Annotated in this window: 25 protein-coding genes and 1 tRNA gene; 15 read left to right on the top strand and 11 right to left on the bottom strand. The window is 70.7% G+C overall.

What is annotated here, in order from left to right; genetic code table 11:
* Positions 1-66 precede the first annotated feature (66 nt).
* Positions 67-750, top strand: coding sequence for an SOS response-associated peptidase (locus UYS_RS0215040; protein ID WP_016856349.1), 684 nt, complete (start codon positions 67-69; stop codon positions 748-750).
* Positions 750-3,587 carry an insulinase family protein gene (locus tag UYS_RS0215035; protein ID WP_016856348.1) on the top strand — a complete coding sequence of 946 codons (2,838 nt, stop codon included), beginning with the start codon at positions 750-752 and terminating at the stop codon, positions 3,585-3,587. Before UYS_RS0215040 ends, UYS_RS0215035 begins: the two co-directional genes overlap by 1 nt.
* Before the next feature lie 80 nt (positions 3,588-3,667).
* Here the strand turns inward: UYS_RS0215035 and sbcB are convergent, their stop codons facing one another.
* From sbcB to minC, 4 genes are all read right to left on the bottom strand, one after another.
* The gene (sbcB, locus tag UYS_RS0215030; protein WP_016856347.1) at positions 3,668-5,158 is read right to left on the bottom strand and encodes an exodeoxyribonuclease I; all 1,491 of its coding nucleotides are present in this window, start codon (positions 5,156-5,158) and stop codon (positions 3,668-3,670) included.
* A 75-nt stretch (positions 5,159-5,233) separates the two neighbouring features.
* Positions 5,234-5,485, bottom strand: coding sequence for a cell division topological specificity factor MinE (minE, locus tag UYS_RS0215025; protein WP_016856346.1), 252 nt, complete (start codon positions 5,483-5,485; stop codon positions 5,234-5,236).
* Positions 5,482-6,300 carry a septum site-determining protein MinD gene (gene minD / locus UYS_RS0215020; protein ID WP_016856345.1) on the bottom strand — a complete coding sequence of 273 codons (819 nt, stop codon included), beginning with the start codon at positions 6,298-6,300 and terminating at the stop codon, positions 5,482-5,484. The genes minE and minD overlap by 4 nt, the downstream gene beginning before the upstream one ends.
* A 73-nt stretch (positions 6,301-6,373) precedes the next feature.
* Positions 6,374-7,120: a septum site-determining protein MinC gene (gene minC, locus UYS_RS0215015; protein ID WP_026068595.1), complete on the bottom strand. Its 747-nt coding sequence runs from the start codon at positions 7,118-7,120 to the stop codon at positions 6,374-6,376.
* 258 nt (positions 7,121-7,378) lie between these two features.
* On the opposite strand from minC, the gene UYS_RS0215010 reads away from it, so the two are divergent.
* Positions 7,379-10,162 (top strand): DUF349 domain-containing protein, encoded by a 2,784-nt coding sequence (locus UYS_RS0215010; protein WP_016856343.1) that lies wholly within the window; start codon positions 7,379-7,381, stop codon positions 10,160-10,162.
* Between the two features lie 111 nt (positions 10,163-10,273).
* Here the strand turns inward: UYS_RS0215010 and phbB are convergent, their stop codons facing one another.
* A complete protein-coding gene (gene phbB / locus UYS_RS0215005) occupies positions 10,274-11,020 on the bottom strand; it encodes an acetoacetyl-CoA reductase (RefSeq protein ID WP_026068594.1) in 747 nt (248 codons plus the stop codon).
* 209 nt (positions 11,021-11,229) lie between these two features.
* On the opposite strand from phbB, the gene UYS_RS0215000 reads away from it, so the two are divergent.
* Positions 11,230-11,306 (top strand) — tRNA-Met (locus UYS_RS0215000).
* Positions 11,307-11,506: 200 nt separating this feature from the next.
* A complete protein-coding gene (locus tag UYS_RS0214995) occupies positions 11,507-12,454 on the top strand; it encodes a tetratricopeptide repeat protein (RefSeq protein ID WP_016856341.1) in 948 nt (315 codons plus the stop codon).
* Between the two features lie 57 nt (positions 12,455-12,511).
* Here the strand turns inward: UYS_RS0214995 and UYS_RS0214990 are convergent, their stop codons facing one another.
* Positions 12,512-13,687 carry a MalY/PatB family protein gene (locus UYS_RS0214990; RefSeq protein ID WP_016856340.1) on the bottom strand — a complete coding sequence of 392 codons (1,176 nt, stop codon included), beginning with the start codon at positions 13,685-13,687 and terminating at the stop codon, positions 12,512-12,514.
* Positions 13,688-13,729: 42 nt separating this feature from the next.
* On the opposite strand from UYS_RS0214990, the gene UYS_RS0214985 reads away from it, so the two are divergent.
* Complete coding sequence (locus UYS_RS0214985) at positions 13,730-14,164, top strand: hypothetical protein (protein WP_016856339.1); 435 nt, start codon at positions 13,730-13,732, stop codon at positions 14,162-14,164.
* Between the two features lie 77 nt (positions 14,165-14,241).
* Here the strand turns inward: UYS_RS0214985 and UYS_RS0214980 are convergent, their stop codons facing one another.
* On the bottom strand, positions 14,242-14,580 hold the full coding sequence (locus tag UYS_RS0214980; RefSeq protein WP_016856338.1) for a hypothetical protein: 339 nt from the start codon (positions 14,578-14,580) through the stop codon (positions 14,242-14,244).
* Between the two features lie 45 nt (positions 14,581-14,625).
* Here UYS_RS0214980 and UYS_RS0214975 point away from each other — a divergent pair, with 45 nt between their 5' ends.
* Positions 14,626-15,444, top strand: coding sequence for a hypothetical protein (locus UYS_RS0214975; RefSeq protein ID WP_016856337.1), 819 nt, complete (start codon positions 14,626-14,628; stop codon positions 15,442-15,444).
* 68 nt (positions 15,445-15,512) lie between these two features.
* Here UYS_RS0214975 and UYS_RS0214970 read toward each other — a convergent pair whose 3' ends face one another.
* Positions 15,513-17,033: a SulP family inorganic anion transporter gene (locus tag UYS_RS0214970; protein ID WP_016856336.1), complete on the bottom strand. Its 1,521-nt coding sequence runs from the start codon at positions 17,031-17,033 to the stop codon at positions 15,513-15,515.
* Between the two features lie 220 nt (positions 17,034-17,253).
* On the opposite strand from UYS_RS0214970, the gene UYS_RS0214965 reads away from it, so the two are divergent.
* From UYS_RS0214965 to UYS_RS0214945, 5 genes are all read left to right on the top strand, one after another.
* On the top strand, positions 17,254-17,664 hold the full coding sequence (locus UYS_RS0214965) for an acyl-CoA thioesterase (RefSeq protein ID WP_016856335.1): 411 nt from the start codon (positions 17,254-17,256) through the stop codon (positions 17,662-17,664).
* A complete protein-coding gene (gene ybaK, locus UYS_RS0214960) occupies positions 17,661-18,131 on the top strand; it encodes a Cys-tRNA(Pro) deacylase (protein WP_016856334.1) in 471 nt (156 codons plus the stop codon). Before UYS_RS0214965 ends, ybaK begins: the two co-directional genes overlap by 4 nt.
* A 61-nt stretch (positions 18,132-18,192) precedes the next feature.
* On the top strand, positions 18,193-18,510 hold the full coding sequence (locus tag UYS_RS0214955) for a hypothetical protein (protein ID WP_016856333.1): 318 nt from the start codon (positions 18,193-18,195) through the stop codon (positions 18,508-18,510).
* Positions 18,494-19,015, top strand: coding sequence for a DUF501 domain-containing protein (locus tag UYS_RS0214950; protein ID WP_016856332.1), 522 nt, complete (start codon positions 18,494-18,496; stop codon positions 19,013-19,015). Before UYS_RS0214955 ends, UYS_RS0214950 begins: the two co-directional genes overlap by 17 nt.
* 97 nt (positions 19,016-19,112) lie before the next feature.
* On the top strand, positions 19,113-19,664 hold the full coding sequence (locus tag UYS_RS0214945) for an LOG family protein (protein WP_016856331.1): 552 nt from the start codon (positions 19,113-19,115) through the stop codon (positions 19,662-19,664).
* 97 nt (positions 19,665-19,761) lie between these two features.
* On the opposite strand, the gene UYS_RS0214940 is transcribed toward UYS_RS0214945, so the two are convergent.
* Positions 19,762-20,295: a hypothetical protein gene (locus tag UYS_RS0214940; RefSeq protein WP_051008843.1), complete on the bottom strand. Its 534-nt coding sequence runs from the start codon at positions 20,293-20,295 to the stop codon at positions 19,762-19,764.
* Between the two features lie 40 nt (positions 20,296-20,335).
* On the bottom strand, positions 20,336-20,851 hold the full coding sequence (locus UYS_RS0214935; protein WP_016856329.1) for a tetratricopeptide repeat protein: 516 nt from the start codon (positions 20,849-20,851) through the stop codon (positions 20,336-20,338).
* Between the two features lie 222 nt (positions 20,852-21,073).
* On the opposite strand from UYS_RS0214935, the gene UYS_RS0214930 reads away from it, so the two are divergent.
* Together UYS_RS0214930 and yaaA are read left to right on the top strand one after the other, a co-directional pair.
* Positions 21,074-22,105, top strand: a complete 1,032-nt coding sequence (locus tag UYS_RS0214930; protein WP_016856328.1) for an NADP(H)-dependent aldo-keto reductase — start codon at positions 21,074-21,076, stop codon at positions 22,103-22,105.
* Between the two features lie 110 nt (positions 22,106-22,215).
* Positions 22,216-22,998 carry a peroxide stress protein YaaA gene (gene yaaA, locus UYS_RS0214925; protein ID WP_016856327.1) on the top strand — a complete coding sequence of 261 codons (783 nt, stop codon included), beginning with the start codon at positions 22,216-22,218 and terminating at the stop codon, positions 22,996-22,998.
* A 6-nt stretch (positions 22,999-23,004) separates the two neighbouring features.
* On the opposite strand, the gene UYS_RS0214920 is transcribed toward yaaA, so the two are convergent.
* Positions 23,005-23,577 (bottom strand): isochorismatase family protein, encoded by a 573-nt coding sequence (locus UYS_RS0214920; RefSeq protein WP_026068593.1) that lies wholly within the window; start codon positions 23,575-23,577, stop codon positions 23,005-23,007.
* Positions 23,578-23,682: 105 nt separating this feature from the next.
* Here UYS_RS0214920 and UYS_RS0214915 point away from each other — a divergent pair, with 105 nt between their 5' ends.
* The gene (locus UYS_RS0214915) at positions 23,683-24,513 is read left to right on the top strand and encodes a Tim44 domain-containing protein (RefSeq protein ID WP_016856325.1); all 831 of its coding nucleotides are present in this window, start codon (positions 23,683-23,685) and stop codon (positions 24,511-24,513) included.
* Positions 24,514-24,863 lie beyond the last annotated feature (350 nt).

Below are 24,863 nucleotides of genomic sequence, written 5' to 3'. Positions count from 1 at the left end.
GCGCCGAGACGCTTTCCTGGCCGACACGTCTTGGTTACCCTGACGCCCCCAGTCCGCGGAGGTTCCATGGCCGGTCGTCTCTACATTCCGCCGCTCGACCTCAAACGCCTGCTGCCCGACCTGGGCGTGGACGACGCGCCGATCACCGGCGTCAACCTGGCGCCGCGCCAGCCGCTGTCGATGATCCGCCTCGAGGCCGGCCGACCGCGCCTGGGCCGGGCCTTCTGGGGCCTCACCCCGCCCTGGCTGGAGGTGCTCGACCACGCGCCGCACTGCGCCCGGGCCGAGTCGATCGCCTCGCGCCCGATGTTCCGCGAGGCCTTCGCCGCCCGGCGCTGCCTGGTGCCGGCGGGCGGCATCTACGTCTGGAAACCCCAGCCCCGGGCCAAGCAGCCCTTCCTGGTGACCCGCGCCGATCGCGGCCCGCTGCTGCTGGCCGGGCTGTGGTGCCGTTTCCATACCGATCTCACCGCCCATCACGACTCCCTGGCGCTGATCACGGTGCCGGCCAACGACCTGCTGTCGCCGCTCACCGATCGCCTGCCGGCGGTGATTCCGCCGGCCCGGGCCGAGCAATGGCTCGATCCGGCGACGCCAGCGGCGACGCTTCACGAGATGCTGACGCCGGCAGCCGGGGAACTGTTGGGCGCCTTTCCGGTATCAAGACGTGTGAACGATCCCGGCTGCCAGGAGGCCGCCTGCGCCCACCCGACCGGCCCCATGCTGCGCCGCCCTCCCAAGGAGAGATGATGATCCGATACTTCCGCCCTCGCCTGGCGCTGCCCCTCGCCCTGGCCTCGGCCCTGCTGCCGGCGCTCGCCGCCCCGCCGGCCGCCGCCGACGAGGCGCCGGCGACGGTCGACACCCCGCTCACCAGCCCCTCGGACGATCGCGACTACCGGACGCTGACGCTGGACAACGGCCTCACCGTGCTGCTGGTCAGCGACCCCGAGGCGGACAAGGCCGCCGCCTCGCTGAACGTGGACGTAGGCAGCGCCCAGGACCCGGACGACCTGGCCGGCCTGGCCCACTACCTGGAACACATGCTGTTCCTCGGCACCGAGGCCTATCCCGAGGCCGACGCCTACCAGAGCTACCTGTCGCGCCACGGCGGCCAGCACAACGCCTACACCGCCTCCCAGGACACCAACTATTTCTTCTCGGTGGACCCCGAGGCCCTGGACGGCACCCTGGACCGCTTCAGCCACTTCTTCGTCGACCCGCTGTTCAACGCCGACCGGCTGGCCAGCGAGCGCCAGGTGGTGCACTCCGAGTACCAGGCCCGCAAGCGCAATGCCGGCCGCCGCCACGCCTCGGTGCTCGCGGCGCTGCTGAACCCGGAACACCCGACGACCCGCTTCTCGGTGGGCAGCAACGAGACCCTGGCCGAGCGGCCGGAGGGCGAGCCGCCGCTGCGCCAGCGCGTGATCGACTTCTACCAGCGGCACTACGGCGCCAACGTCATGCACCTGGCGGTGGTCGCGCCCCAGCCCCTCGACGAGATCGAGCGCCTGGTGCGCGAGGACTTCGCCGACGTCCCCGACCGCGGCCTGTCGCGCCCCGAGATCGCCACCCCGCTGGCGACGCCGGCGCAGACGCCCGCCGCCGCCGAGCTGCATTCGCTGCGTGACGACCGCCGCCTGACCTTCTACTTCCCGACCCCCGATCCCGAGACGGCCTATCGCCTGAAGCCGGCCAGCTATCTGGCCAATCTGCTGGGCCACGAGGGCGAGGGCAGCCTGCTCGACGCCCTGCGCGAGGCCGGCTGGGCCGACGGCCTCTCCGCCGGCACCACCCGCGGCGACGGCGACGACGCGCTGTTCAGCGTCGACATCAGCCTGACGCCGGAGGGCGCGAAGCACCGCGACCGCATCCAGGCCAGCCTGTTCGCCGCCATCGCCGCGATCCGCGACCACGGCGTCGAGGCCTGGCGCTACGACGAGCAGGCCCGCCTCGCCGAGCAGGACTTCCGCTTCCAGGAGCACGGCAGCGCCCTGAACACCGCCATGCGTCTGGCCACCGGCCTGTCCCGCTATCCGCTCGAGGACGTCATCTACGCCCCCTATCGCATGGATGGCTTCGACGCCGAGCGCATCAACGAATGGCTGGACGCGCTGCGCCCCGCCAACATGCTGCGCCTGTACAGCGGCCCCGAGGTCGAGGGCGACGAGCAGACGCCCTGGTTCGACGTCGGCTGGTCGCCGGCCGACCCCGGCGCCGGCGAGGCCGAGCCCCTGACCGGCCTCGCGCTGCCCGAGCCCAACCCCTACGTGGCCGAGGACCTCACCCTGCTGGACGGCAAGGACGAGGCGCCGGTGCAGCGCATCGACACGCCCGAGTTCGCCTTCTGGCAGATGCGCGACGACAGCTTCGACACGCCGCGGGTCGAGTGGCGCTTCAGCCTGCAGCACCCCGATGCCAGCCGCGACGCACGGGACGCCGCCCTGTCGCGCCTGCTCGCCGGCTGGCTCGGCGACAGCCTCAACGAGGCGCTCTACCCTGCCCGCCTGGCCGGCCACGGCTTCGAGGCCTATGCCCACGCCCGCGGCATCACCCTGTCGTTCTCCGGCTGGCGTGACGGTCAGCAGGCGCTGATCGAGCGGGTGCTCGAGCAGCTGCAGCACGGCACCATCGAGGCCGCCGACGTCGCCCGGGTCCGCCACCAGCTACGCCAGCGCTGGCGCAACGCGCCCCAGGACGATCTCTATCGCCAGGCCGGCCGCACCCTGACCGAGGCGCTGATCCGCCCGCAGTGGTCACCGGAGGCGCTGCTCGACGCCAGCGACGCGCTGGACGCCGAGGCGCTGCGCGCCTTCCGCGACGACTTCCTGGCCGACCTGCACCTGGAGGCCATGGCCGTGGGCAACCAGGAAACCGAGGCGGCGACCCGTCAGGCCCGGGCGGTGGCCGAGGCCCTGTCGCCGCGGCTGCCGACCTCAGCGATCCCCGAGCTGACGCCGCTGCGCGTCGGCGAGGGCCTGCCGGCGCTGACCCCTGACACCGCCCGCGACGAATACCTGGTGATGCGCTATCTCCAGGGGCCGGACCGCTCGCTGGACAGCCAGGCCCGCCTGGCGGTGCTCGGCCGCCTGCTGGAGACGCCCTTCTATCAGCAGCTGCGCACCGAGCAGCAGCTCGGCTACGTGGTCAACGCCGGCTACCGGCCGCTGCTCGACGCCCCGGGCCTCGGCTTCCTGGTGCAGTCCCCCGGCACCGACAGCGCCACCATCCAGCAACGCATCGACGCCTTCCTGAGCGGCTTCGGCGAGCGCCTGGGCGAGCTCGACGACGCGGCCCTGGCGCCCTATCGCCAGGCGGTCCACGACGACCTGCTGACCCGCGACCCCAGCCTCTCGGCCCGCACCAACCGGCTGTGGCAGGCCCTGGCCGTCAGCGACGGCGACTTCGAGCGCCGCCGGCGCCTGGCCGAACGCGCCCTGACGGTGACGCCCGAGGCGCTGCGCGAGCTGTGGCCGAGCCTGGTCGACGGCGCCGCGGTGCAGATCACCCACGACCCGGGCGACGCCGCCAGCGACGTCATGGCGCTCAAGGCCGACCTGCCGCCGCTGCCCGACGGCGACGACTGAGGGCTCTCTTCCCCGACACGACGACGCCCGGCCGCTTGGCCGGGCGTCGTCGTTCACGGGCAACGAAAGGGGGCGTCGGGTCAGCCGAAGGCCTGGGCCGGCATCATCGCCTCCACGTGCATCACCAGCTCCTCGAGGATCTGGCGCTCGCGGTCGCCGAGCGCGCCCTGGTTCAGGCGATCGATCTCGCGGGCGAACTCCTTGAGCGTGAAGCCGGCCACGGCGGCGTCGTTCATGCGCTCCCAGCGGAAGGCCTCCCAGCGCGCCTGCTCCTCGCCGGTCAGAGTGTCCGGATAGCTGCGCGCGCGGTAGCGGAACAGCATCTCCTCCAACCGCGGATCCTGGAAGGCGAAGCCGGCGCCCACCAGATCCCAGGGATCGGCGGCGCGCACCCGCTCCATCTGCTGGCGGTCCGAGGGCGAGAAGAAGCCGCCGGCGTAGAGCATCAGGTCGGGATCGTGGGGCGGCTCGGGCGGCGGCGCGGCGAACACCTCGCCGACCCGGGCGATGACCTCGGGATGATCGGCCAGGGTCTTCCAGTGGCGGCGACAGGCGGCCATGTCCAGGCCGAGGCGCTCGACGATATCGCCGTACTCGCCCTGGCGGGGGCCGGCGACGTCCTTGAGCGCGCTGGCGGGCAGCACCACCGGACACTTGTTGATGTGGATGACCTTGAGCGGGATGCGCGACTCGCCCTCAGCCAGGTCGTCGTTGCTGACGAAGACCCGCTCGCGAATCTGCTCGGGCGTCAGCGTCAGCAGCGGCTCGGGGTCCACCGAGAGGTCGTAGACGATCACCCCGTTGGGATTGGTGGGATGCTCGGCCAGCGGCATCACCAGCGCGCTGCAGCCCCGGCTGGCCGGATAACGCCGCGAGACGTGCAGCACCGGCTTGCGGCCCGGCACGTCGAGCTGGCGCGCCACCTGGCGCTTGCCGCGCTGGGCCAGCAGGTAATCGAAGAGCTTGGCGTTGCTGTCGCGAAGCCGCTTGGCCAGGGCGATGGTCGCCCGCACGTCGGCCAGGGCATCGTGGGCGCCGGCATGCTCGATGCCGTTGGCGGCGGTCAGATGCTCGAGCTTGAAGCTCGGCGAGCCGTCCTCGCGGGTCGGCCACTCGATGCCCTCGGGACGCAGGGCGTGGAAGGCCCGCACCACGTCGATCAGGTCCCAGCGCGAGTTGCCGTTCTGCCACTCCCGGGCATAGGGATCGAGCAGGTTGCGGTAGAACAGGTGCCGGCCGACCTCGTCGTCGAAGCGCACGTTGTTGTAGCCCACCACGCAGGTGCCGGGCTGGCTCATGGCGTCCATCACCCGACCGGCGAACTCGGCCTCGGGAAGCCCACGGCGGCGCGCCTGCTGGGGCGTGATACCGGTGATCAGGCAGGCCTGGGGATGCGGCAGGTAGTCGTCGGCGGGCTTGCAGAACAGCTCGATGGGCTCGCCGATCTCGTTGAACTCGGCGTCGGTGCGAATCGCCGCGAACTGGGAGGGCCGATCGCGGCGCGGGTCGGCCCCGAAGGTCTCGTAGTCGTGCCAGAGGAAGGTCAGGGGGGCGGCTTGCGACTTCGCCATGGGCGAGCTCTCCGAGCGGGCATAGGAAAACGGCCCCCAAGCCTAGCACAGGGGGCACGACGACTCAGCCGCCGCTCAGCCTCTGGGCAGGGTGACGTTGAGCTCCAGCACCGAACAGTTGTCCTCGCTGTCGAGGGAGATGTTGACCGCCTCGTCGTCGACCTGGACGTAGCGGCGAATCACCTCCAGCAGCTCCTGCTCGAGCATCGGCATGTAGTCCGGCTGACCGCGCTGGCTGCGCTCGTGCGCGACGATGATCTGCAACCGCTCCTTGGCGACGGAGGCGGATTTCTTGCGCTCGCGCTTCAGGAATTCGAGTAGCTTCACCGGCGATTTCCTCCGAACATGCGGCTGAGCAGCCCCTTCTTCTGATACTGGTGGAACCGCAGCGGCACGTCTTCTTCCATCAGGCGGGCCACGGTGTCGGAATAGGCCTGGCCCGCATCGCTCTGATCGTCATGGGTGACCGGCACACCCTGGTTCGAGGCCCGCAGCACCGCCTCGGACTCGGGAATCAGGCCGACCAGCTTGATGGCCAGGATCTCCTGAATGTCCTCGAGATTGAGCATGTCACCGCTGTCGACCCGGTTCGGGTTGTAGCGGGTGATCAGCAGGTGCTCCTTGATCGGCTCCTCGCCGCGCTCGGCGCGCCGGGTCTTGGAGGACAGCAGCCCGAGGATGCGGTCGGAGTCGCGCACCGAGGAGACCTCGGGGTTGGTGACCACGATCGCCTCGTCGGCGAAGTACATCGCCAGCTGGGCGCCGCGCTCGATGCCCGCCGGGGAATCGCAGACGATGTAGTCGAAGTCCTTGTTCAGCGTGTTGAGCACGGTCTCGACACCTTCCAGCGTCAGGGCGTCCTTGTCGCGGGTCTGGGAGGCCGGCAGGATATGCAGGTTGTCGACCCGCTTGTCGCGGATCAGCGCCTGATTGAGCCCGGCCTCGCCCTGGATGACGTTGACCAGGTCATAGACCACGCGTCGCTCGCAGCCCATGATCAGGTCGAGATTACGCAGCCCCACGTCGAAGTCGATGACCGCGGTCTTCTGGCCCCGCAGCGCCAGGCCCGTCGCGATGGCGGCCGCACTGGTTGTCTTGCCGACCCCGCCCTTGCCGGAGGTCACAACGATGATCTTGGCCAAGTGTCACATCCTGTCTGTCATGTAATGGAGAGGGCGACCCGCACCGGCGAGCCGCCGAATCGTCGCCCGCGCATCAGTCCAGCGGGGCGATGCCCAGCTGATCGTGGTCCAGGCGCACCTGAACCCCGGTGCCCAGCAGCCGGGGATCGATGTCCTCCAGCCGCTTGTAGTTGCCGGCCACCGAGAGCAGCTCGGCGCGCAGCTCGCGGCAGAAGATCGCCGCCCCGGCATCGCCGTGGATGCCGGCCAGGGCCCTGCCGCGCAGGGCGCCATAGACATGGACGCTGCCCCCGGCCAGCACCTCGGCGCCGGCATTGACCGCGCCCACGACGACCAGATCGCCCTCCGGCGCGGTGACCTGCTGCCCGGAGCGGACCGTGCCGCGATAGATGCGGCCCACCGCGCCGGCGGCCGGGGCCGGCTCGTCCACCACGGGCGCCTCTTCCACCGGCTCGTCGGCGGTCGGCACGCTCTCCAGGGTGCGCGGCCGGCCGGCCTCCTGAGGCGGAAACCAGCCGAGCCCCAGCGCCCAGGACGACTGCTTGACCGGGTCCGTCCCGCCGCGCACCGCCACCGGCAGCAGCTTGTGGGCCCGGCACACGGCGCATATGCGCTCGAGCGCCAGATGCGGCTCGTCGAGCTGCTCGACGCTGAGCACCACCGGGGTGTGCTGGAAGAAAGCGGGTGACTGGCTGAGCTTGCCGGCGAGCTGTTCGCGAATGCGTTCGGGGTCGGCGCTGGTCAGTTCCATGACCGTCATCGGCAGCATGCCGCCCTTGAAGGTGAAAGCCATCCCATCCCTGTCCACTTTGAGGCTCATGGCCGAACTCCACGTCGGATGATGGTCGGGGACCTGCTCACAAGCTATGCGAGTCCCCCCGATCCCGCAACCGATCATATGTCACGCTCGGGCGACTTGTCAGTGTCTCGTAACGGCTACAGTCGGGCATCGCGCCCTTTTACTGGCGGCACGCCGCATGCTTAGATAAATCAATGATACCGCGCCATTGCGAGGCGTCTCACGTTTCAGCGCGCCGGTCCGTCAACCCAGGCTCGCCGGCCTATCTCAGGACCCCCCATGTCAGGACTCCTTCGCCGCCTGTTCGCCCCCCGCTGGCAGCACCCCGACCCCGAGGTGCGCCGCCAGGCCATTGCCCGCCTCGACCCCGCACACGCCTCCCAGCTCGCCCACCTCGAGCGCCTCGCGACGGACGCTGATCCCGGCGTTCGTCGCGAGGCGCTGGCCCGGCTCGAGGACCCGCAGCGGCTGCTGGCCCTGCGCCAGCAACGGGGCGAGACCCCGGAACTGCGCGAGCGGCTGGCGGGGCTACTGAGCGGCCGCGCCGGTGAGCTGGACCTGCCCGCCCGCATCGCCCTGGTCGAGGCCCTGGACGACACCGCCCTGGCCGAGCGCATCGCCCTGGAAGGCGACAATCAGCAGCTGCGCCTGGCCGCCCTCGCCCGCCTCGACGACGAGGACATGCTGATCCGCCAGGCCTGCGACAACGGCATCGCCGCCGTGCGCCAGGCGGCCGCGGCCCGGGTCGAGAGCGAGGCCGGCCTGCAGCGCCTGATCCAGGGCGCCAGGCGCGACCGCCAGGTGATGCGTCAGGCCCGGGAGCGCCTGCAGCGGCGGCGTGCCGATGCGGCCTCGCTGGCCGAGGCTCGGGAACGCCGCGAAGCGCTGCTGGGCAAGCTGGAGACCCTCGGCCACGCCACCTGGGAGCCGATGTTCGGCGCTCGCTTACGCCACCTGATGCGCGAATGGGCGAGCCTGTCCGATCTCCCCGACGCCGAGCAGGAGCGCCGCTACCAGGAGGCCTGCCTGCGCTGCCGCAAGACCCTCAGCGACCACGAGGCCCACGAACAGGCCCAGGACGCCGCCGAACGGCGTCGCGAGGACGCCGACCAGGCCCGCGAGGCGCTGATCGACGCCCTGGAAGAAAGCCTCGACGGCCTGCATCACGGCGAACGCCTGGCCGATCAGGACATCGCCAGCCTGCGCGCCCAGAAGCAGCTGCTGGCGACCCGCTGGCAGGCGCTCTCCGAACAGCATCTCGCCGACGAGGCGCTGCGCCAGCGCTACGACGCGGCGCTGGCGGACTTCGCCCGCATCGTCGAGGCCCGGGAGCGCCTCGACGAGCGCGCCGAGGCCATCGAACACGCCCTGCGCGACGGCGACGATGAGCGGCTGGCCGAACTCGTCGAGGGCTGCGACTGGCCCGATGACCTGCCGCCCTCGCCGCTGCTGCAGCGCGCCGGCTGGCGCCTGGCCGACGAGGCCGGCGACGAGGCCGAGCCCGACGACCTCGAGGCCCGCCTGACCCGCGTCGGCGATGACCTGGACCGCCTGCAGCGGCTGCTCGACAACGGCGCCTTCAAGGGCGCGAACCGGCTCCACCAGAGCCTGCGCCAGCAGGTCGACCACCTGCCCGAGGCCCGCCGCCGCGAGCCGGCCGCCCGGCTCAAGCGCCTCGGCGCCCGGCTGGCCGAGCTGCGCGACTGGCGCGGTTTCGTCGCCGGGCCCAAGCGCACCCAGCTGTGCGAGGCCATCCAGGCCCTGGCCGAAGACGAGGAACTGGACGACGCCGAGCTCGACCGCCGCCACCGCCGGCTGGTCAAGGAATGGCGAGACCTGGGCGACGCCGCCGCCAACCGCGAACAGTCCACCGCCTTCCGGGCCGCCTCCGACCGCATCCACGAACGCCTGCGCGAGTGGCGAACCCATCAGGACCGCCAGCGGCAGGCCAATCTGGCGGCCCGCCAGACCCTGTGCGACCAGCTCGAGCACCTGCTCGACCAGCCCGCCGCCGCGGCCGATCCGGACGCGCTGCGCGAGATCCGCGACCGCGCCCGCCAGCAGTGGCGGCGACTGTCGCCGGTGCCGCGCACGGAATCCGAGGCCATCGGCCGCCGCTTCGGCCGCATCCGCCACGCCCTCCAGGCGCTGATCGAGAAGCGCGCCGGCGAGATCGCCGAGGCCAAGCGCGGGCTGATCGAGGAGGCCCGGAACCTGCGCGACGGCGACCAGCCACCGAAACGCCGCGCGGAGCAGGCCAAGGCCCTCCAGCGCCGCTGGCGCGAGCTGGGTCGCGCGCCCAAGGGCGAAGAACAGGCGCTGTGGCGGGACTTCCGCCACCTGTGCGACGAGATCTTCGCCCAGCGTGACGCCGACCGCAGCGACCAGGCCCAGCGCAACCGCGCCCGGCTCGACGCCATGCAGGCGCTGATCGATCGCCTGGATGCCTGGCAGCCGGTACGCAGCGACGACACGGTGCCGCTCGACGAGGCCCTCCAGGAAGCCGCGGCGCTGGAGCCGCTGCCCGCCGGGCGTCGCGGCGAGGGCATGCGCCGCCGCTGGTCCGGCATCGTGCGCGCCCGCCGCGATCGGCTGTCACGCCTGGCGCTGGCCGAAGTGGTCGAGCGCTGGCGCCGGGCCCGGCCGCTGCTGGAGGCTCATCTGGAAGCGGATGCGGCCGCGCAGGACGGCGACGACGCCCGTGAGGTGCCGGCCCCGGACGAGCTGCCTGCCGCGCTGCGAAAGGCCCACGACACGCGCAACGCCGCCCGCCGCGATCCTCCTCCCGCCGCCGAGGTCGAGGAGCGCCTGGCGCGGCTGCGCGTCCACCTGGCGCTGCTGGCCGGCGACACCAGCCACCGCCAGGACGACCCGCTGCGGCTGGCCATCCAGGTCGAGCGGCTCAACGAGACCCTCGGGCACACGCCCTCCCGGGTCGAGGAGCTGCGCGGCGTGCTGATCGAGCTGCTGGCCACCGGCCCGGTCTCGCCGACGCTGTGGGAACGCGAGGTCGGCGAACTCGATCACACGCTGGAGAGCCTGACGCGGCTGCCGCCGCCCTGAGCCTCGCGTCGGCGATTCTTTCGTCCGAAACGAGAACGCGAGGCCATTGGCCTCGCGTTCCTCTTCTGCTCTGCCGGGCACGGCCTCGTCGGGCCGCCCTGGTGAGTCGGCTCAGCCCATGAACTGGCCGCCGTTGATGTCGACGTTGGCGCCGGTGATGAAGCCGGATTGCTGGTCGGCCAGGAACACCACCAGGCGGGCGATCTCCTCCGGCGTGCCGTAGCGCTTGACCGGAATGGTCTCGCGAATCGCCTCGCGCACCTTCTCGGGAATCTTCATGATCATGTCGGTGGCGATATAGCCCGGCGACACCGTGTTGACGGTGATGCCCTTGGTGGCGGTTTCCTGGGCCAGCGACATGGTCAGGCCGTGCATGCCCGCCTTGGCCGCCGCATAGTTCACCTGGCCGAACTGCCCCTTGCGACCGTTGATCGAGGAAATGTTCACGATGCGCCCGTAGTTATGCTCGAGCATGTCCTCGATCACGCTGCGACAGGTGTTGAAGACGCTGTTGAGGTTGGTGTCGATGACATCGCCCCATTGCTCCGAGCTCATCTTCTTCAGGGTGCCGTCGCGGGTGATGCCGGCGCAGTTGACCAGCACGCCGATCGGCCCATGGGTCTCGCGGATCTCCTTGGCACCGGCCATGCAGGCATCGAAGTCGGCGAGATCCACACCGGACAGGGCGATATTCTCATAGCCATCGGCCTTCTGCTGCTCGAGCCAGGCCTGGGCCTTCTCGGGATTGTGATACCCCGCGACGACCTGATAGCCGGCATCGGCCAACGCGCGGCAGATGGCGCTCCCGATTCCCCCGGTTCCTCCAGTGACCCAGGCGACGGTGGCGGATGTTGTCATTGATGCTCTCCCTGGTGGTGTAAAACCTGCGAGTCGGGTCGCGACGGCGATCCCGACTCCTCGAGATAGTCTCGTCTGTCCGGCTGTCATTTTCGTGACAGCCGACCTCGAGTATGGACCAGGAGCCGCGGACAACACGACCCCTCCGCCGACGGCTCGAGGCAGGGTTGACGCAGGTCAGGTTCTCTGTATAATACGCCTCACGTTGATGCGGGGTGGAGCAGTCTGGTAGCTCGTCGGGCTCATAACCCGAAGGTCATCGGTTCAAATCCGGTCCCCGCTACCAAACATCAGAAAAAGGCCGATGTCTCAGGACATCGGCCTTTTTCGTTTTTGCGGATATTATCAGCCCGATCGTCGGGCTCGGCGCTTGATCACCTCAGGAAGGCCACCGGTTCATACCCGGCCCAGCCGGCCGGCCTTGAATCTCCACCCCCTCGCCCGCATAACATAGGCCAAACACACTTCGTTCAAGGCCAGATCACCATGCCGATCGTCGACCCCCGTACCGGTGAGCCGCTCACCTCCGACAGCCAGGCCGACGCCGCCTCCGGTGCCGCCCAGGGCGGAAGCCAGGCCGCGCAGCGCGATGACCTGATCATCGACGTCGACCGCAGCAACATCCAGCAGCTGCTCGAGACCTCCATGCAGGTGCCGGTGCTGCTCGACTGCTGGGCGCCCTGGTGCGAGCCGTGCAAGAACCTGATGCCGGTGCTGGAGAAGCTGACCCGCGAGTACAACGGCGCCTTCCTGCTGGCCAAGCTCAACATCGACGACAACCAGGACATCGCCGCCCAGCTGGGCGTGCGCTCGGTGCCGGACGTCAAGCTGATCAGCCAGGGCGGCCTGGTCGACCAGCTCCAGGGCGCGTTGCCCGAGAAGCAGATCCGCGAGTGGCTGGGCAAGTACTTCCCGGAGCCCGAGGGCGTGCAGGAGAGCCCCGAGGAGCAGGCCGCCGCCGCGCTGGAGGCCGGCGATGCCGAGACCGCCCGCGCGATCTACTCGGAGCTCGCCCAGCAGTGGCCCGACCATGGCCCCTACAAGGTGGAACTGGCCCGCACCCTGGTGGCCGCCGGCAATCCCGACGAGGCCCGCGCGCTGCTCGACGCCCTGCCGCCGGAGGAGCGCGACGCCGCGCCGGCCCGCGGCGTGCGCGCCAGCATCGAGTTCGATGAGGAGGCCCCTTCCCGCGAGGCGCTGGCCGCCCTGGAAGGCCGCGACGACAGCGAGGCCCGGTATCAGCGCGCCCTGCGTCAGGTGGCCGACGGCCAGTACGAGGCCGGCCTCGAGGCGCTGCTGACGCTGATGAAGCAGGACCGCGCCTACGGCGACGATGCCGCGCGCAAGACCCTGCTGCGGGTCTTCGATGCCCTGGGCAACGACCATCCGCTGACCGCCACCTACCGCCGCAAGCTGTTCGCCCTGCTCTACTGAGCCGGGACCGGGCCGATCGCCAACCGCCGCCCATCTCCGGAGGGCGGCGGCATCGCGTCAGGCCCCCAGCACGCCGTCCAGCCGCGCCAGCGCCGCCTCCAGCTGCGCCGCGGTGGTGCCGAAGTTGAGCCGCGCGAAGCCCGGCCGGCCGAAGGGCGCCCCGTCGGACAGCGCCACCCCGGCGCGGTCGAGCAGCGCCCGCTGGGGCGAGGCCACGTCCTTGAGCGCCGGCGCCTCGCGCAGGTCGAGCCAGGCCAGATAGGTCGCCTCGGGCGGCGTCATCGCCACCCCCGGCCAGCGGGCCACGCGCTCGACCAGCCGCGCCCGATGGCCGCGCAGGGTCTCGAGCAGCGCCTGGCGCCAGGGATCGCCGTGACGATAGGCGGCCTCGGCGGCCACCAGGCCGAGCACGTTGCCGTCCGGCTGCAGCCCCTTGGCCATCGCCGCGAAACGGCGCCGCAGGCCGGCGTCGGGAATCACGGCACAGGCGGCGGTCAGCCCGGCCAGGTTGAAGGTCTTCGACGGCGCCCAAAGCGTCAGGATCCGCTCGGCGAGCTGCGGATAGGCGGCCGCCAGCGGCCGATGCCGTGCGCCCTCGTCGAGCATCAGGTCGGCATGCAGCTCGTCGGAGACCACGATCAGATCGTGGCGCTCGACCAGTTCGGCCAGGCCGTCCAGCTCGTCGTCGCGCCACACGCGGCCGGTGGGATTGTGCGGCTGGCACCACAGCAGCAGCCGGGTCTCGGGGGTGATCGCCGCTTCCAGGGCGTCCAGGTCCAGCCGCCAGTCGTCGCCCGGCGCTTCGGGCGGGCGCATCGCGGCCTGCTGGGCCAGGCGGCCGGTGCGCTCGGCCACCTGCAGGAAGGGCGGATAGATCGGCGTCACCGTCAGCAGGCCGTCGCCCGGCTCGGTGAGCGCCAGGCTGGCCAGGTGCAGCGCCGGCACCACGCCCGGCAGCCACAGCTGCCAGTCGGGCTCGATGTCCCAGCCGTAGTGTGCGGCACTCCAGTCGCACAGCGCCTGGCGCAGGCCGTCCGACACCCGGCCGTAGCCGTAGACGCCGTGGTCGACCCGCGCGCGCAGCGCCTCGATCACCGCCGGCGGCGAGCGGAAATCCATGTCGGCGACCCACAGCGGCAGCACGTCCTCGCCGTACTGATGCCATTTCTGTGACGGCCAGTCGCCCTCGGGCGGGTGGCGTCGCTCCACCGGCGTGGCAAAATCGAACTCCATTGCGTTTCCTGCTCCCAGAGGCCATGAACAATGACTGAAACCATGCCGCAAGGCGGCTTCTATGCCAAGGTACGCCGCGGCCTGCCCGGCCTCATCGCCCGCTGGCAGGACATCGGCCGCGACTCGCCGGACCGCCTGGCGCTGATACTGGCCGAGACCGCCCGGGTGGCCAAACTGGGCCAGCCCGCGGCCACGCCCGACGCCGCCACCCTCACCGCCTGGGCCGACCCCGAGGCACCCGAGGAGGTGCCGCTGTGGGCCGGGCGCACCGCGCTGTTCCTGCTGGTGCAGATGCCGGCCCGGCCGCTGCCGGTCGACGATGACGAGGCCTGCGCCTGGGCCTACTGCTGGCTGCGCAACCGCGATCCGGACAGCTACGAGGCCGCCCGCGACGCCCTGCCCGAGCATCTGCGCGAACCGCTGGACGCCGCCCTCAAGGCGGCCTGGACGGACCGTCAGGGCCTGCGCCTGGTATGACGCCGCGCCGATGCCCTCGGGAGGCGGCCTGGACGGGCCACCCGGGCCTCGGGCTGGCGTGACGCCCGCGCGCCCTCTCAGCGCCGGCGCGCGGCCTTCTTGGGCTTGAAGCCCGCCGGCTTGGTGGCCAGCCATTCGACGAAGGCACGCACCTCCGGATGCGCCAGCAGCGCCTCTCGGCTGCGATAATGCTCGGCCAGCTCGCGCTCGCCGAGCACCGCGTGGATGTGCTTGTGGCAGGCGTGACACAGCCACAGGATCGCCGTCAGCCGCTCGGCGCGATCGAAGCGACGCCGATAGCGCGCCTTGCCGTGCAGGGCGCGGGGAATCAGATGATGCCTGGTCAGCGGCGCCGGCCGGCCGCACAGCTCGCAGCCCTCGGGCCGGGGCGGCGGCGACAGATCGTGTTCGGCCATGGCCCTCTCCACGACGATACATACCTCTAGGATAAGGAAAATCACATGGACGTTCCGCTCACCTGGCAGCTGGCCAAGCTCGCGATCTCGATCGGCGTGGTGCTCGGCCTGTCGATGATCGCCGAACGCGTCAGCACCCGCGTCGCCGGGCTGCTCTCCGGCTATCCGCTGGGCACCGCCATCGCGCTGTTCTTCATCGGCCTCGAGCTCTCTCCGGCCTTCGCCGCCGAGAGCGCGGTGCATACCCTGGCCGGCTTCACCGCGACCCTGGCCCTGGGCGGCGGTTACCTGCTCGGCGGCCGTCGCGATGGCCTGGCGGGCATCGCGCTGGGCACCCTGACCGGGCTCGCCTGCTGGCTCGCCACCAGCCTGGTGCTGACCCGGATCGACTTCGATCGCGTCACCGGCACCCTGACGACGCTGGTCGCCATCGCCGTGTTCACCTGGCTCTATCGCCGAGTGCCGGACATCAAGGCCAGCCCCAGGGGCGGCTTCTCCTGGCCCGCCCTGGCGCTGCGCGCCGGCCTCGCCGTGGGCATCATCTTCCTGATCACCGGCCTCGCCCACGTGGTGCCCTCGGCCTGGGCCGGGGTGATGGCGGCCTTCCCGGTGACCATGTATCCGTTCCTGGTGATCCTGCACCTGACCCAGGGCGCCGCGCCCACGGCCACCGTGATCAAGCACTATCCGGCGGGGCTCGGCTCGCTGCTGTGCTACGCCCTGGTGGTCTCGCTGAACTACGATAGCCTGGGCCTGTGGCCGGGCACGCTGCTGGGTTTCGCCGCGGCCACGCTATGGCTGCTCGGCTGGACCCGGCTGCAGCGCTGGTGGCGCGAGCGCCGCACGGCCACGGCAGGCTCCTGACGGCGGCTCGCGACACCACGCGGCCGGGAGGCGGCCATCGCCTCCCGGCCGCCGCTTCTTCCAACCACTCAGGCGGCCACGGCGCGGCGCCTCAGCCGACCCTCGACGCGATGTGACATCGTCACGTTGCCGACCATCTCCAGCTCCCCGCCCTGCTGGCGTGCGGCGCGCCGCCAGTCGTCCAGCAGCTCGGCGCAGGCGTGATCGATATAGTGCAGCCGGCCGATACACACGCGCAGGCGGGTGTCCGGGCCGACCTCGCCCAGCAGCCGCGCCAGCCGGGGCACGCTCAGGAAGGTCGCGGTGCCGCGCAGGCGCAGTTCGACGCCGCCGTCCTCGTCGGTCTCCCAGCGGGCCCGCAGCCGGGAGGCGCTCCAGGCCAGCTTCACCAGCGTCAGGACGAAGCCCACCAGCACGCCGGTCAGCAGGTCGGTGCCCACGATGCTCAGCGCCGTGGCGAGATAGATCAGCGGCGGGGTGCGGCCATAGCGGCCGAGATGGCGGATCGCCCGGACGTCCACCAGCTTGCCTCCGGTATACACCAGCACGCCGCCCAGGCTGGCCACCGGAATGCTCTGCAGCACGCCGGGCAGCAGCATCACCAGCGCCAGCAGCCACAGGCCATGCAGGATCGCCGACAGGCGGGTGCGCGCCCCGGCCTGGACGTTGGCCGAGCTGCGCACGATCACCCCGGTCATGGGCAGGGCACCGAGCGCGCCGCACAGCATGTTGCCGACGCCCTGGGCCGACAGCTCGCGGTCGAACTTCGCGCGCGGCCCGGCGTGCATGCGATCGACCGCCGCCGCCGACAGCAGGGTCTCGGCGCTGGCGATGAAGGCCATGGCCAGGGCGGCGACCAGCAGGCTCGGGTCGGCCAGCAGTCCGAGGTCCTGCCAGCCGACCCCGTCGATGGCCTGGCCGAGATCGTCGGGCAGCGTGACTCGATCGACCGGCAGCGCCCAGCCGATGCTGGCCAGGGTGACCAGCACCACGCCGATCAGCGCCCCCGGCAGGAAGCGCAGCGAGGCCGGCCGGAAGCGCTCCCACAGCCACATGATGGCGAGGGTGGCGACGCCGACCGCCCCGGCGATCAGCGCACCGCTGCCGTTCACCTGCCGCACGGCGTCCCAGGCGGCGCCGGGGAAGGCGATCAGGTTGGCCAGTCCCGAGGCCGCCGGTTCGGCGTCGAGCATCACGTGCAGCTGCGACAGCACGATCAGGATGCCGATCCCCGCCAGCATGCCGGATACCACCGCCGGGGCGACGATGCGGAACCAGCCGCCGAGCCGCAGCACCCCGGCCAGGCACTGCAGGGCCCCCGCCAGCAGCAGCACCGGGCCCAGCGCCGCCAGCCCGTGGCGGTTCACCAGCTCGAAGACCAGCACCGCGAGCCCGGCCGCCGGCCCGCTGACCTGCAGCGGTGCCCCGGCCAGCAGGCCGACCACCAGGCCGCCGACGATGCCGGTGATCAGGCCCTTGGCGGGCGGCACACCGGAGGCGATGGCGATGCCCATGCACAGCGGCAGGGCGACAAGAAACACCACCACGGAGGCCATGGCATCGCGTGACAGGAAACGAAACAGGGTCATGAGCTTTCTCCACATCCCATGTGAATCAGAAAGACGACGGCGTCGGGCCGATCACGGCTCCGGCCGCGTCCCGCGGCATCGGAGCTGGCGTCCTGCCACGCTAGAAGAGCCCACCTTGCCGGGGGCTGACGACGCCGTTCACGCCGGGTTCATGTCGTCATTGACCAAGCGCTTGCTCGGCGGCGATGCTAGCGCTTCGGCCCGACCGACGAGGACCCCCATGTTCACGCGCACCATCGAACCCGCCTTCTACGACACCGATGCCCTGGGGCATATCAACAACACCCGCCTGCCGGCCTGGTTCGAGCTGGCCCGCAACGACCTGTTCAGGCTCTTCACGCCGGACCTCGATCCCGGCCGCTGGCGGCTGATCATGGCGCGGATGGAGATCGACTACCGGGCCGAACTGTTCTACGGCCGGGACATCGAGATCCGCACCTATCTCACCCGGCTCGGCACCAGCTCCTTCACCGTGACTCAGGAGGCCTGGCAGTCGGGCCGGCTGGCCAACCTGGGCCATACCGTGCTGGTCCACTACGATCATCAGGCCAAGGGCGCGGTGCCCATCGAGGGCGGGCTGCGCGAGGCGCTGGCCGCCCACCTGCAGGATACGGAGACCCAGGACGCATGACCCCCGCCATCAAGACCCTGGAGAAGGCCGGCGTGGCCTTCGAGACGGCCAGCTACGAGCATGACCCGCGCCGTCCCGCCTACGGCGAGGAGGCCGCCGAGGCCCTGGGCCTGCCCGCCGAGACGGTGTTCAAGACCCTGCTCGCCCGCCTCGACGACGGCCGGCTGGCGATGGCCATCGTGCCGGTCCCCGGCCAGCTCGATCTCAAGGCCCTGGCCCGGGCGGCCGGCGCCCGCAAGGCACGGATGGCCGAGCCCGTCGAGGCCGAACGCGCCACCGGCTACGTGGTCGGCGGCATCAGCCCGCTGGGGCAGAAGAAACGCCTGCCGGCCTTCATCGACGACAGCGCCGAGGCGCTGGCACGCTTCCACGTCAGCGGCGGGCGGCGCGGCCTGGAACTCGCCCTCGCCCCGGGCGATCTGGCGCGACTGCTGTCGGCGACCTTCGCGCCCCTGGCCCGCGCCTGAGCCGAACGCCACCGCCTGCGGTCCCAGTCATATTCGCCTCACCGATCCCAAGGGAGTCCCCATGGCCATCCGCTACGACCTCTGGCTCGATCCCGACGACGTCGCCCGCCATCGCGCCGTCGAGGCCGACCTGGAGAACTTCTTCCTCGAGCGCTTCGCCGACTACCCGCATATCCGCTTGTTCGGGGCAGACCCCTACGATTATGATGCGCCCTTCAACCGCCTCTACGATGTCCTGATCGCGCGCGGCGGTGAGTACTGCGAACGGCACTGGCACTACGTGCCCACCCCCGAGCAGCTCAACCGCACCTTCTTTCGCGCCGTGGGACGCTCGACCAAGTTCATACGAGACGACCCCGACGATGGTGATTCAACCTGACACCCAGCCCGACGAGCGCCAGCTCGCCGTCATCGCCGCGCAGCTCGGCCGCGCGCCCCGCGGCATCGAGGCCCTGGCCGCCACCGACGGCGAGGGCACGCCGCTGGTGCTGCGCATGGCGCCCATCGTCGACGAAACGCCCTTCCCGACGCTCTACTGGCTGAGCGACGAGCGGCTCAAGATCGAGCTGTCGCGCATCGAGGCCGCCGGCGTGATCAAGACCCTCGAGGCGCGGCTCAAGGAGGACCCCGAGTTCATGGCCGCCTATCACCGGAGCCACGAGGACTACGTGGCCGCCCGCTGGCGCCACATGAACGAGGCGCAGCGCGCCGAGGTCGAGCGTCGCGGCTACGGCGACGTGCTGCGCCAGCGCGGCATCGGCGGCATCGCCAACTGGGATCAGGTGCGCTGCCTGCACACCCAGTACGCCCATCATCTGTGCGGCCACAACGTCATCGGCCAGTGGGTGGACGCCGAATACGGCGTCATCGACCTGCTGCCCTGAGCGGCCGGCCGAGCGATGGAGACATCACACGAGGGCGCCTGAGGGCGCCCTTCTTGCGTCGGCGCGCCGCCGACGATCACGCTTCGAGGAGGACACCATGTCGAGATTCTGCGTCTACCTGGGCTCGCGGGACGGCCACGACCCGCGCTTTCTCGCCGCCGCCCGGCACCTGGGCGAGGCGCTGGCCCGCCGCGGCCACTCGCTGGTCTACGGCGGCGCCCGCGTGGGCATGATGGGCGAGCTGGCCAACAGCGTGCTGGCGGCCGGCGGCGAGGTGGTCGGCGTGATGCCGGATCATCTGGTGGAGCGCGAGCAGGCGCACCTGGAGCTGACGCGGCTGATCCGCGTGCGCAACATGCACGAGCGCAAGGCCAGCATGGCCGCCCACTGCGATGCCTTCATCGCCCTGCCCGGCGGCATCGGCACCCTGGAGGAGCTGTTCGAGGCCTGGACCTGGCGCTACCTGGGGCTGCACGACAAGCCGATCGGCCTGCTCGACACCGCCGGCTTCTATTCGCCGCTGCTGACCTTCCTCGACAGCACCGTGGAGCACGGCTTCCTCAACGCCCACACCCGCCGGGACCTGCTCGCCGACGAGGCGCCCGAGGCGCTGCTCGACGCCCTGGAGGCACGCCTCGCCGCCTCCTGAGCCGGCCTTCATCCCCCACAACGTTCATCCCCCACAACGCAGACCGCCCGGCACAAGGCCGGGCGGTCGAGCGCATCACGGGGGCATCACCGCCGTCTCAGTCGGCGATCTCCAGCGTGCGCTGGTAGGTGAGCTGCAGCAGCAGGGCGTCTTCCCCGGCGCGGTGGCGATGGATGCCGCGCTCCTCGATGATCGCCTCCTTGATGTCGCTCCAGCGCGCCATCTGCTCCTCGCTGAGCAGGCGGCGCAGGGCCTCGAGGCGGAAGGCCGGCAGCATGCCGGCGTGATGGAAGAGCAGCGACAGCCAGGTGTTGTCGTAGCCCCAGCTGTCGCTGTAGGCCACGCCGATCTCGGCCAGCTCGTCGTTGAGCCAGCACGCCACCTGACGCACGGGATGGCCCTCGCGCGCCAGGCGATTGCGCGAGATGCCATGCAGGAGTTCCGCCTTGGGATCCCAGTGCGTCCACTCGTCCAGGGGCTGGATCAGGAAGGCGCAGGTGCTGCCGTCCGCGCGAGCCAGGCCGACCTCGATGGGGTAGCTGCCGCGTCCGAATCCGGACGCTTCGATATCCAGCAGTGTCGGTAACGTCACGGGCTGCTGAGTCCTTGATGATGTAGGGCCGCCGGTCATTGACGGCCGAAGTCACTGCCCCGCAGGAGGCGCCATCATCCTAGTGTCGCGTCCCGGCTTCGTCGCTGTCCAGTGACGCCACCGGCGCGGCGTTGCGTTCGGCCAGCGCCGTCCAGTGCGCGGTGCGCTCGGGATCCTCCGGCAGCTCCAGCTCGCCGTCGCGGTAGGCGCGCGCCAGGCGCTCCGCCGCCAGGCGATGCCCGGCCTCGCCGGCCCGGGCGTACCAGGTCACGGCGCGATCGGCGCGGTGCGGGTACTGGGCGCAGCCGTGCTCGTAGATCTGCCCGGCCTGATACTGGGCGTGCAGATCCCCGCCCTGGGCGGCCTCGAGCACGTAACGGGCACCACGGGCCTTGTCCTGCGGCGTGACGGCACGGCGAAACAGCATATGGCCGTACAGCGACAGGGCGGCCGGATGACCGGCGTCCGCGCAGCGCTGAAAGAGGTGCATGGTCAGGCGCTGCGTGCGCGGCGAGCGAGGCAGCCAGCTGGTATGGAACAGCTGGCGCGCCAGATGGTACTCGAGCCGAGTGAACAGTGACGATGCCTGCGGCATGACAAACAACCTTGCGTCCGGAGGTCGGTTGATGACGTCGAGCACACCCCTGTGTCCGGCGTCCTGTACGGAAAAAAATCGGCCGCCTTGTGGGCTCCTCCCAGGCAGCGGATGCGCAGCATACGCCCGCCCCGGCGGTGACTCAACCCCTCGGCGTTTACGATATCGCTCCCCCGGCGCTACCATGCCAACGCACTGCCAACTCTTGATGAGGAGAAACGGATGCAGACCCGCCCCCTGGGCCGTACCGGCCTTGATGTCAGCCGCCTGTGCCTCGGCACCATGACCTTCGGCGAAAAGAACACCGAGGCCGAGGCCCACGAGCAGCTCGACCGCGCCGTGGCCTTCGGCGTCAACTTCATCGACACCGCCGAGATGTACCCGGTGCCGCCCAAGGCCGAGACCCAGGGACTGACCGAAGCCTACGTCGGCAGCTGGCTCAAGGCGCGCGGCGCCCGTGACGACGTCATCATCGCCACCAAGGCCGCCGGCCCGGGCCTCGACCATATCCGCGGCGGCTCGCGACTGACCCGCGAGCAGATCCACCAGGCCATCGATACCAGCCTGGCCCGGCTGCAGACCGACTACGTCGACCTCTACCAGCTGCACTGGCCCGACCGCCGCGCCAACTTCTTCGGCCGCCTCGGCTACGAGCACGACGCCGAAGAGGACGCCGTCGCCCTCGAGGAGAGCCTGTCGGCGCTGCAGGAGCTGGTGCAGGCCGGCAAGATCCGCGCCGTGGGCCTCTCCAACGAGACGCCCTGGGGCGTGATGCACGCACTGCGGCTGGCCGAGCGCCAGGGTCTGCCTCGCGTGGCCTCGGTACAGAACCCCTACAGCCTGCTCAACCGCAGCTTCGAGGTCGGCCTGGCCGAGATCGCCCATCGCGAGGACGTGGGCCTGCTGGCCTACTCGCCGCTGGCCTTCGGCAAGCTGTCCGGCAAGTACCTCGACGGCGCCTGGCCGGAGGGGGCACGCCTGACGCTGTACGAGCGCTTCCAGCGCTACAACACGCCCCAGGCCGACGAGGCGACGCGGGCCTACGTCGAGATCGCCCGCGAACACGGCCTCGATCCGGCCCAGATGGCGCTGGCCTACGTCAATTCGCGCTCCTTCCTGACCAGCAACATCATCGGTGCCACCAGCATGGCGCAGCTGGAGAGCAACCTGGCGAGCGAGTCGCTGCGCCTCGACGACGAGGTCCTCGCGGCCATCGAAGCCGTGCACCAGCGCATTCCCAACCCCAGCCCCTGAGCCTCGCCTCCCGCCTCCGGCCCCGCGCCGGGGCTATGAGCCCGATAGCCCCGGCGCCCGGGCGTGCCTGATATACTCGGACCGAATCTATCCAGGCACAGGAGCGCCCCATGCTGAGCGTGATCTCGCCCGCCAAGACGCTGGACTTCGAGACCCCGGCGACCACGGCCCAGGCCACCCAGCCCGACTTCCTCGACCGCAGCCGCGAGCTGATCGGCATCCTGCGCGACCTCTCGCCGCAGCAGATCAGCGAGCTGATGGGCGTCAGCGACAAGATCGCCGGCCTCAACGCGGCCCGCTTCGCCGAGTGGCAGACGCCCTTCACGCCGGACAACGCCAAGCCCGCCGCCCAGGCCTTTCAGGGCGACGTCTACGTGGGGCTGGAGGCCGCCTCCTTCGACGAGGGCGACAACGCCTTCGCCCAGGATCATCTGCGTATCCTCTCCGGCCTCTACGGCCTGCTGCGGCCGCTGGACCTGATCCAGCCCTACCGGCTGGAGATGGGCACCAAGCTGGCCAACCCGGCCGGCAAGGATCTCTACGCCTACTGGAAGCCGACCCTGACCACGGCCCTCGAGCGAGCCATCGCCGAGAGCGGCAGCAAGGTGCTGGTCAACCTGGCGTCCAACGAGTACTTCAAGGCCGTCGATGCCAGGAGGCTCGACGCACGGGTGATCACCCCGGTGTTCAAGGACGAGAAGAACGGCCAGTACAAGATCATCAGCTTCTACGCAAAGAAGGCCCGCGGCCTGATGGCGGCCTGGATGATCCGGCAGCGCCTCGACGATCCGGAAGGCCTCAAGGAATTTGACGTGGCCGGCTATCGCTACAGCGCCGCCGAGTCCGAGGGCAACACCCTGGTGTTCTGCCGCGCCGAGCAGGACCGTCCCTGACGCGCTTCAATCGAAGAAGCGCAGTGGCCGCGGTGAACGCGGCTTGAGGAAGCGGCGGTGCACGTCCCTGAAGCGGGCATCGTCGCAGCGCTCCAGCCACTCATAGGCCGCCATGTCGGCGCTCACCGTCCAGGCGCCGGCCCGCTCGATCCGCCGCCGGGCCAGGGACGCCTCCTCGCGCCGCCGGCTGACCGTGGCCTCCGCCAGCCAGAAGACCTCGTATCCCGCTGCGCGAAGCCCGAGCCCCGTCTGCAGCACACAGACGTGGGCCTCGGCCCCGCACAGCACCACCTGATCTCGCCCGCTCCGGGCCAGCGCCGCGGCGAAGGCCGTTTCCCCATGGGCATCGAAGCGGGTCTTCTCCCAGTACCGGGCGCCCTCGAACGCCAGACGCGGATCGCTGCCACCCAGCCCCGCCGGATACTGCTCGGTCAGCCACACCGGCACATCCAGCGCCTCGGCCACGCCACCCAGCCAGCTCGCCTCGCGGACGGCCTGCTCGCCGCCGTCCAGCACCGGCAGCAGGCCGGCCTGCAGATCGACGATCAACAGCAGGCTCTTCTCTCGAACAAGACGCATCGACGCTCCCCTAAGGTAGACGGTGCCGGTGACCCGCTGAGTCGATAGAATGATGCCTTCACTTCTTCCCGGCGGCTCTCCCGCCACATTCATTGGAGACACACGATGCGTCAACTCTTCGTCATGCTGGTCGTCGGCCTGCTGGGCTTCGGCCTCGCCGTCGATCATGCCGACGCTCGCCGCCTGGGCGGCGGCAAGAGCTTCGGCAGCTATTCCCGCTCGGCGGACTCGCCCAGCGCGACCAGCTCGCGCACCAACAGCACCGCCGGCGCGGCCTCGACCCAGCGCAAGCCGTCCAGCGGCCTGTCGCGCTTCGCCGGGCCCTTCGCCGGCCTGCTGGCCGGCGGCCTGCTGGCCTCGCTGTTCTTCGGCGGCGCCTTCGACGACCTGCGCTTCTTCGACATACTGCTGATCGGCGGCGCGCTCTTCCTGCTGTTCAGGCTGTTCGCCCGCAAGCGGCGCCCGGCAACGGCAGGCGGCCCCGGCATGGAGACCCGCGAGTCCCGCGAGCAGGCCCAGGCTCGGCCCCAGGCCTTCACCGGTTCACTCGGCGGCGGTCTCGCCAAGGAGCCCGAGTGGTTCGACCGCGAGCGCTTCCTGGGCGGCGCCAAGGAACACTTCATGACCCTGCAGCGCGCCTGGGACAACAACGACTTCGCCCAGATTCAGGACTACGTCACGCCCGAGCTCTACAACCTGCTGCGCAGCGAGCGCGACCAGCAGCCGGCCAACAACCGCACCGAGATCGTGCGCCTGTTCGCCGAGCTCGGCAGCATCCAGGAAGTGGGCACCCAGGCCGAGGCCACCGTGCTCTTCCACGGCATCCTCGACGAGAACGGCGAGCAGAACGCCTTCAACGAGACCTGGCACCTGGTGCGCGAGCTGCGTGACGGCGCGCCCTGGCACGTTCAGGGGATCGAGCAGAATCCCGCCTGATACGCGTCTTTCGCAGACCACGACAGGCACAAGAAAGGCCGGGCATCTTGCCCGGCCTTTTGCCATCCAGAGCCCGCTCCACCGGTGCAGTCCGACGCCTTCGCCAGCCTCTCGCGCCTCCACCGCACCACGCCTCTCCTGGCTCGTCATTCCCCTCAGAGCAAGCCTCGATCGCCCCCTGCGACTCGGTACCGACTGGCCATAGCGTCTGCCACTGCCACAGAACGGTATCCAGGGCGTGACCTCCCGCTGGCCAGAGACACGAACGCCCCGCCCTCGGCGAGAGGACGGGGCGTTTTTTGGCGAGCGTGCGCGGCGTCATGCCGACTCTCGTTCCGAGGCCCGGACAT

The organism is Halomonas smyrnensis AAD6, from assembly GCF_000265245.1.
Taxonomy (GTDB): Bacteria; Pseudomonadota; Gammaproteobacteria; order Pseudomonadales; family Halomonadaceae; genus Halomonas; species Halomonas smyrnensis.
This window is presented reverse-complemented; position numbering and strand designations above follow the sequence as displayed.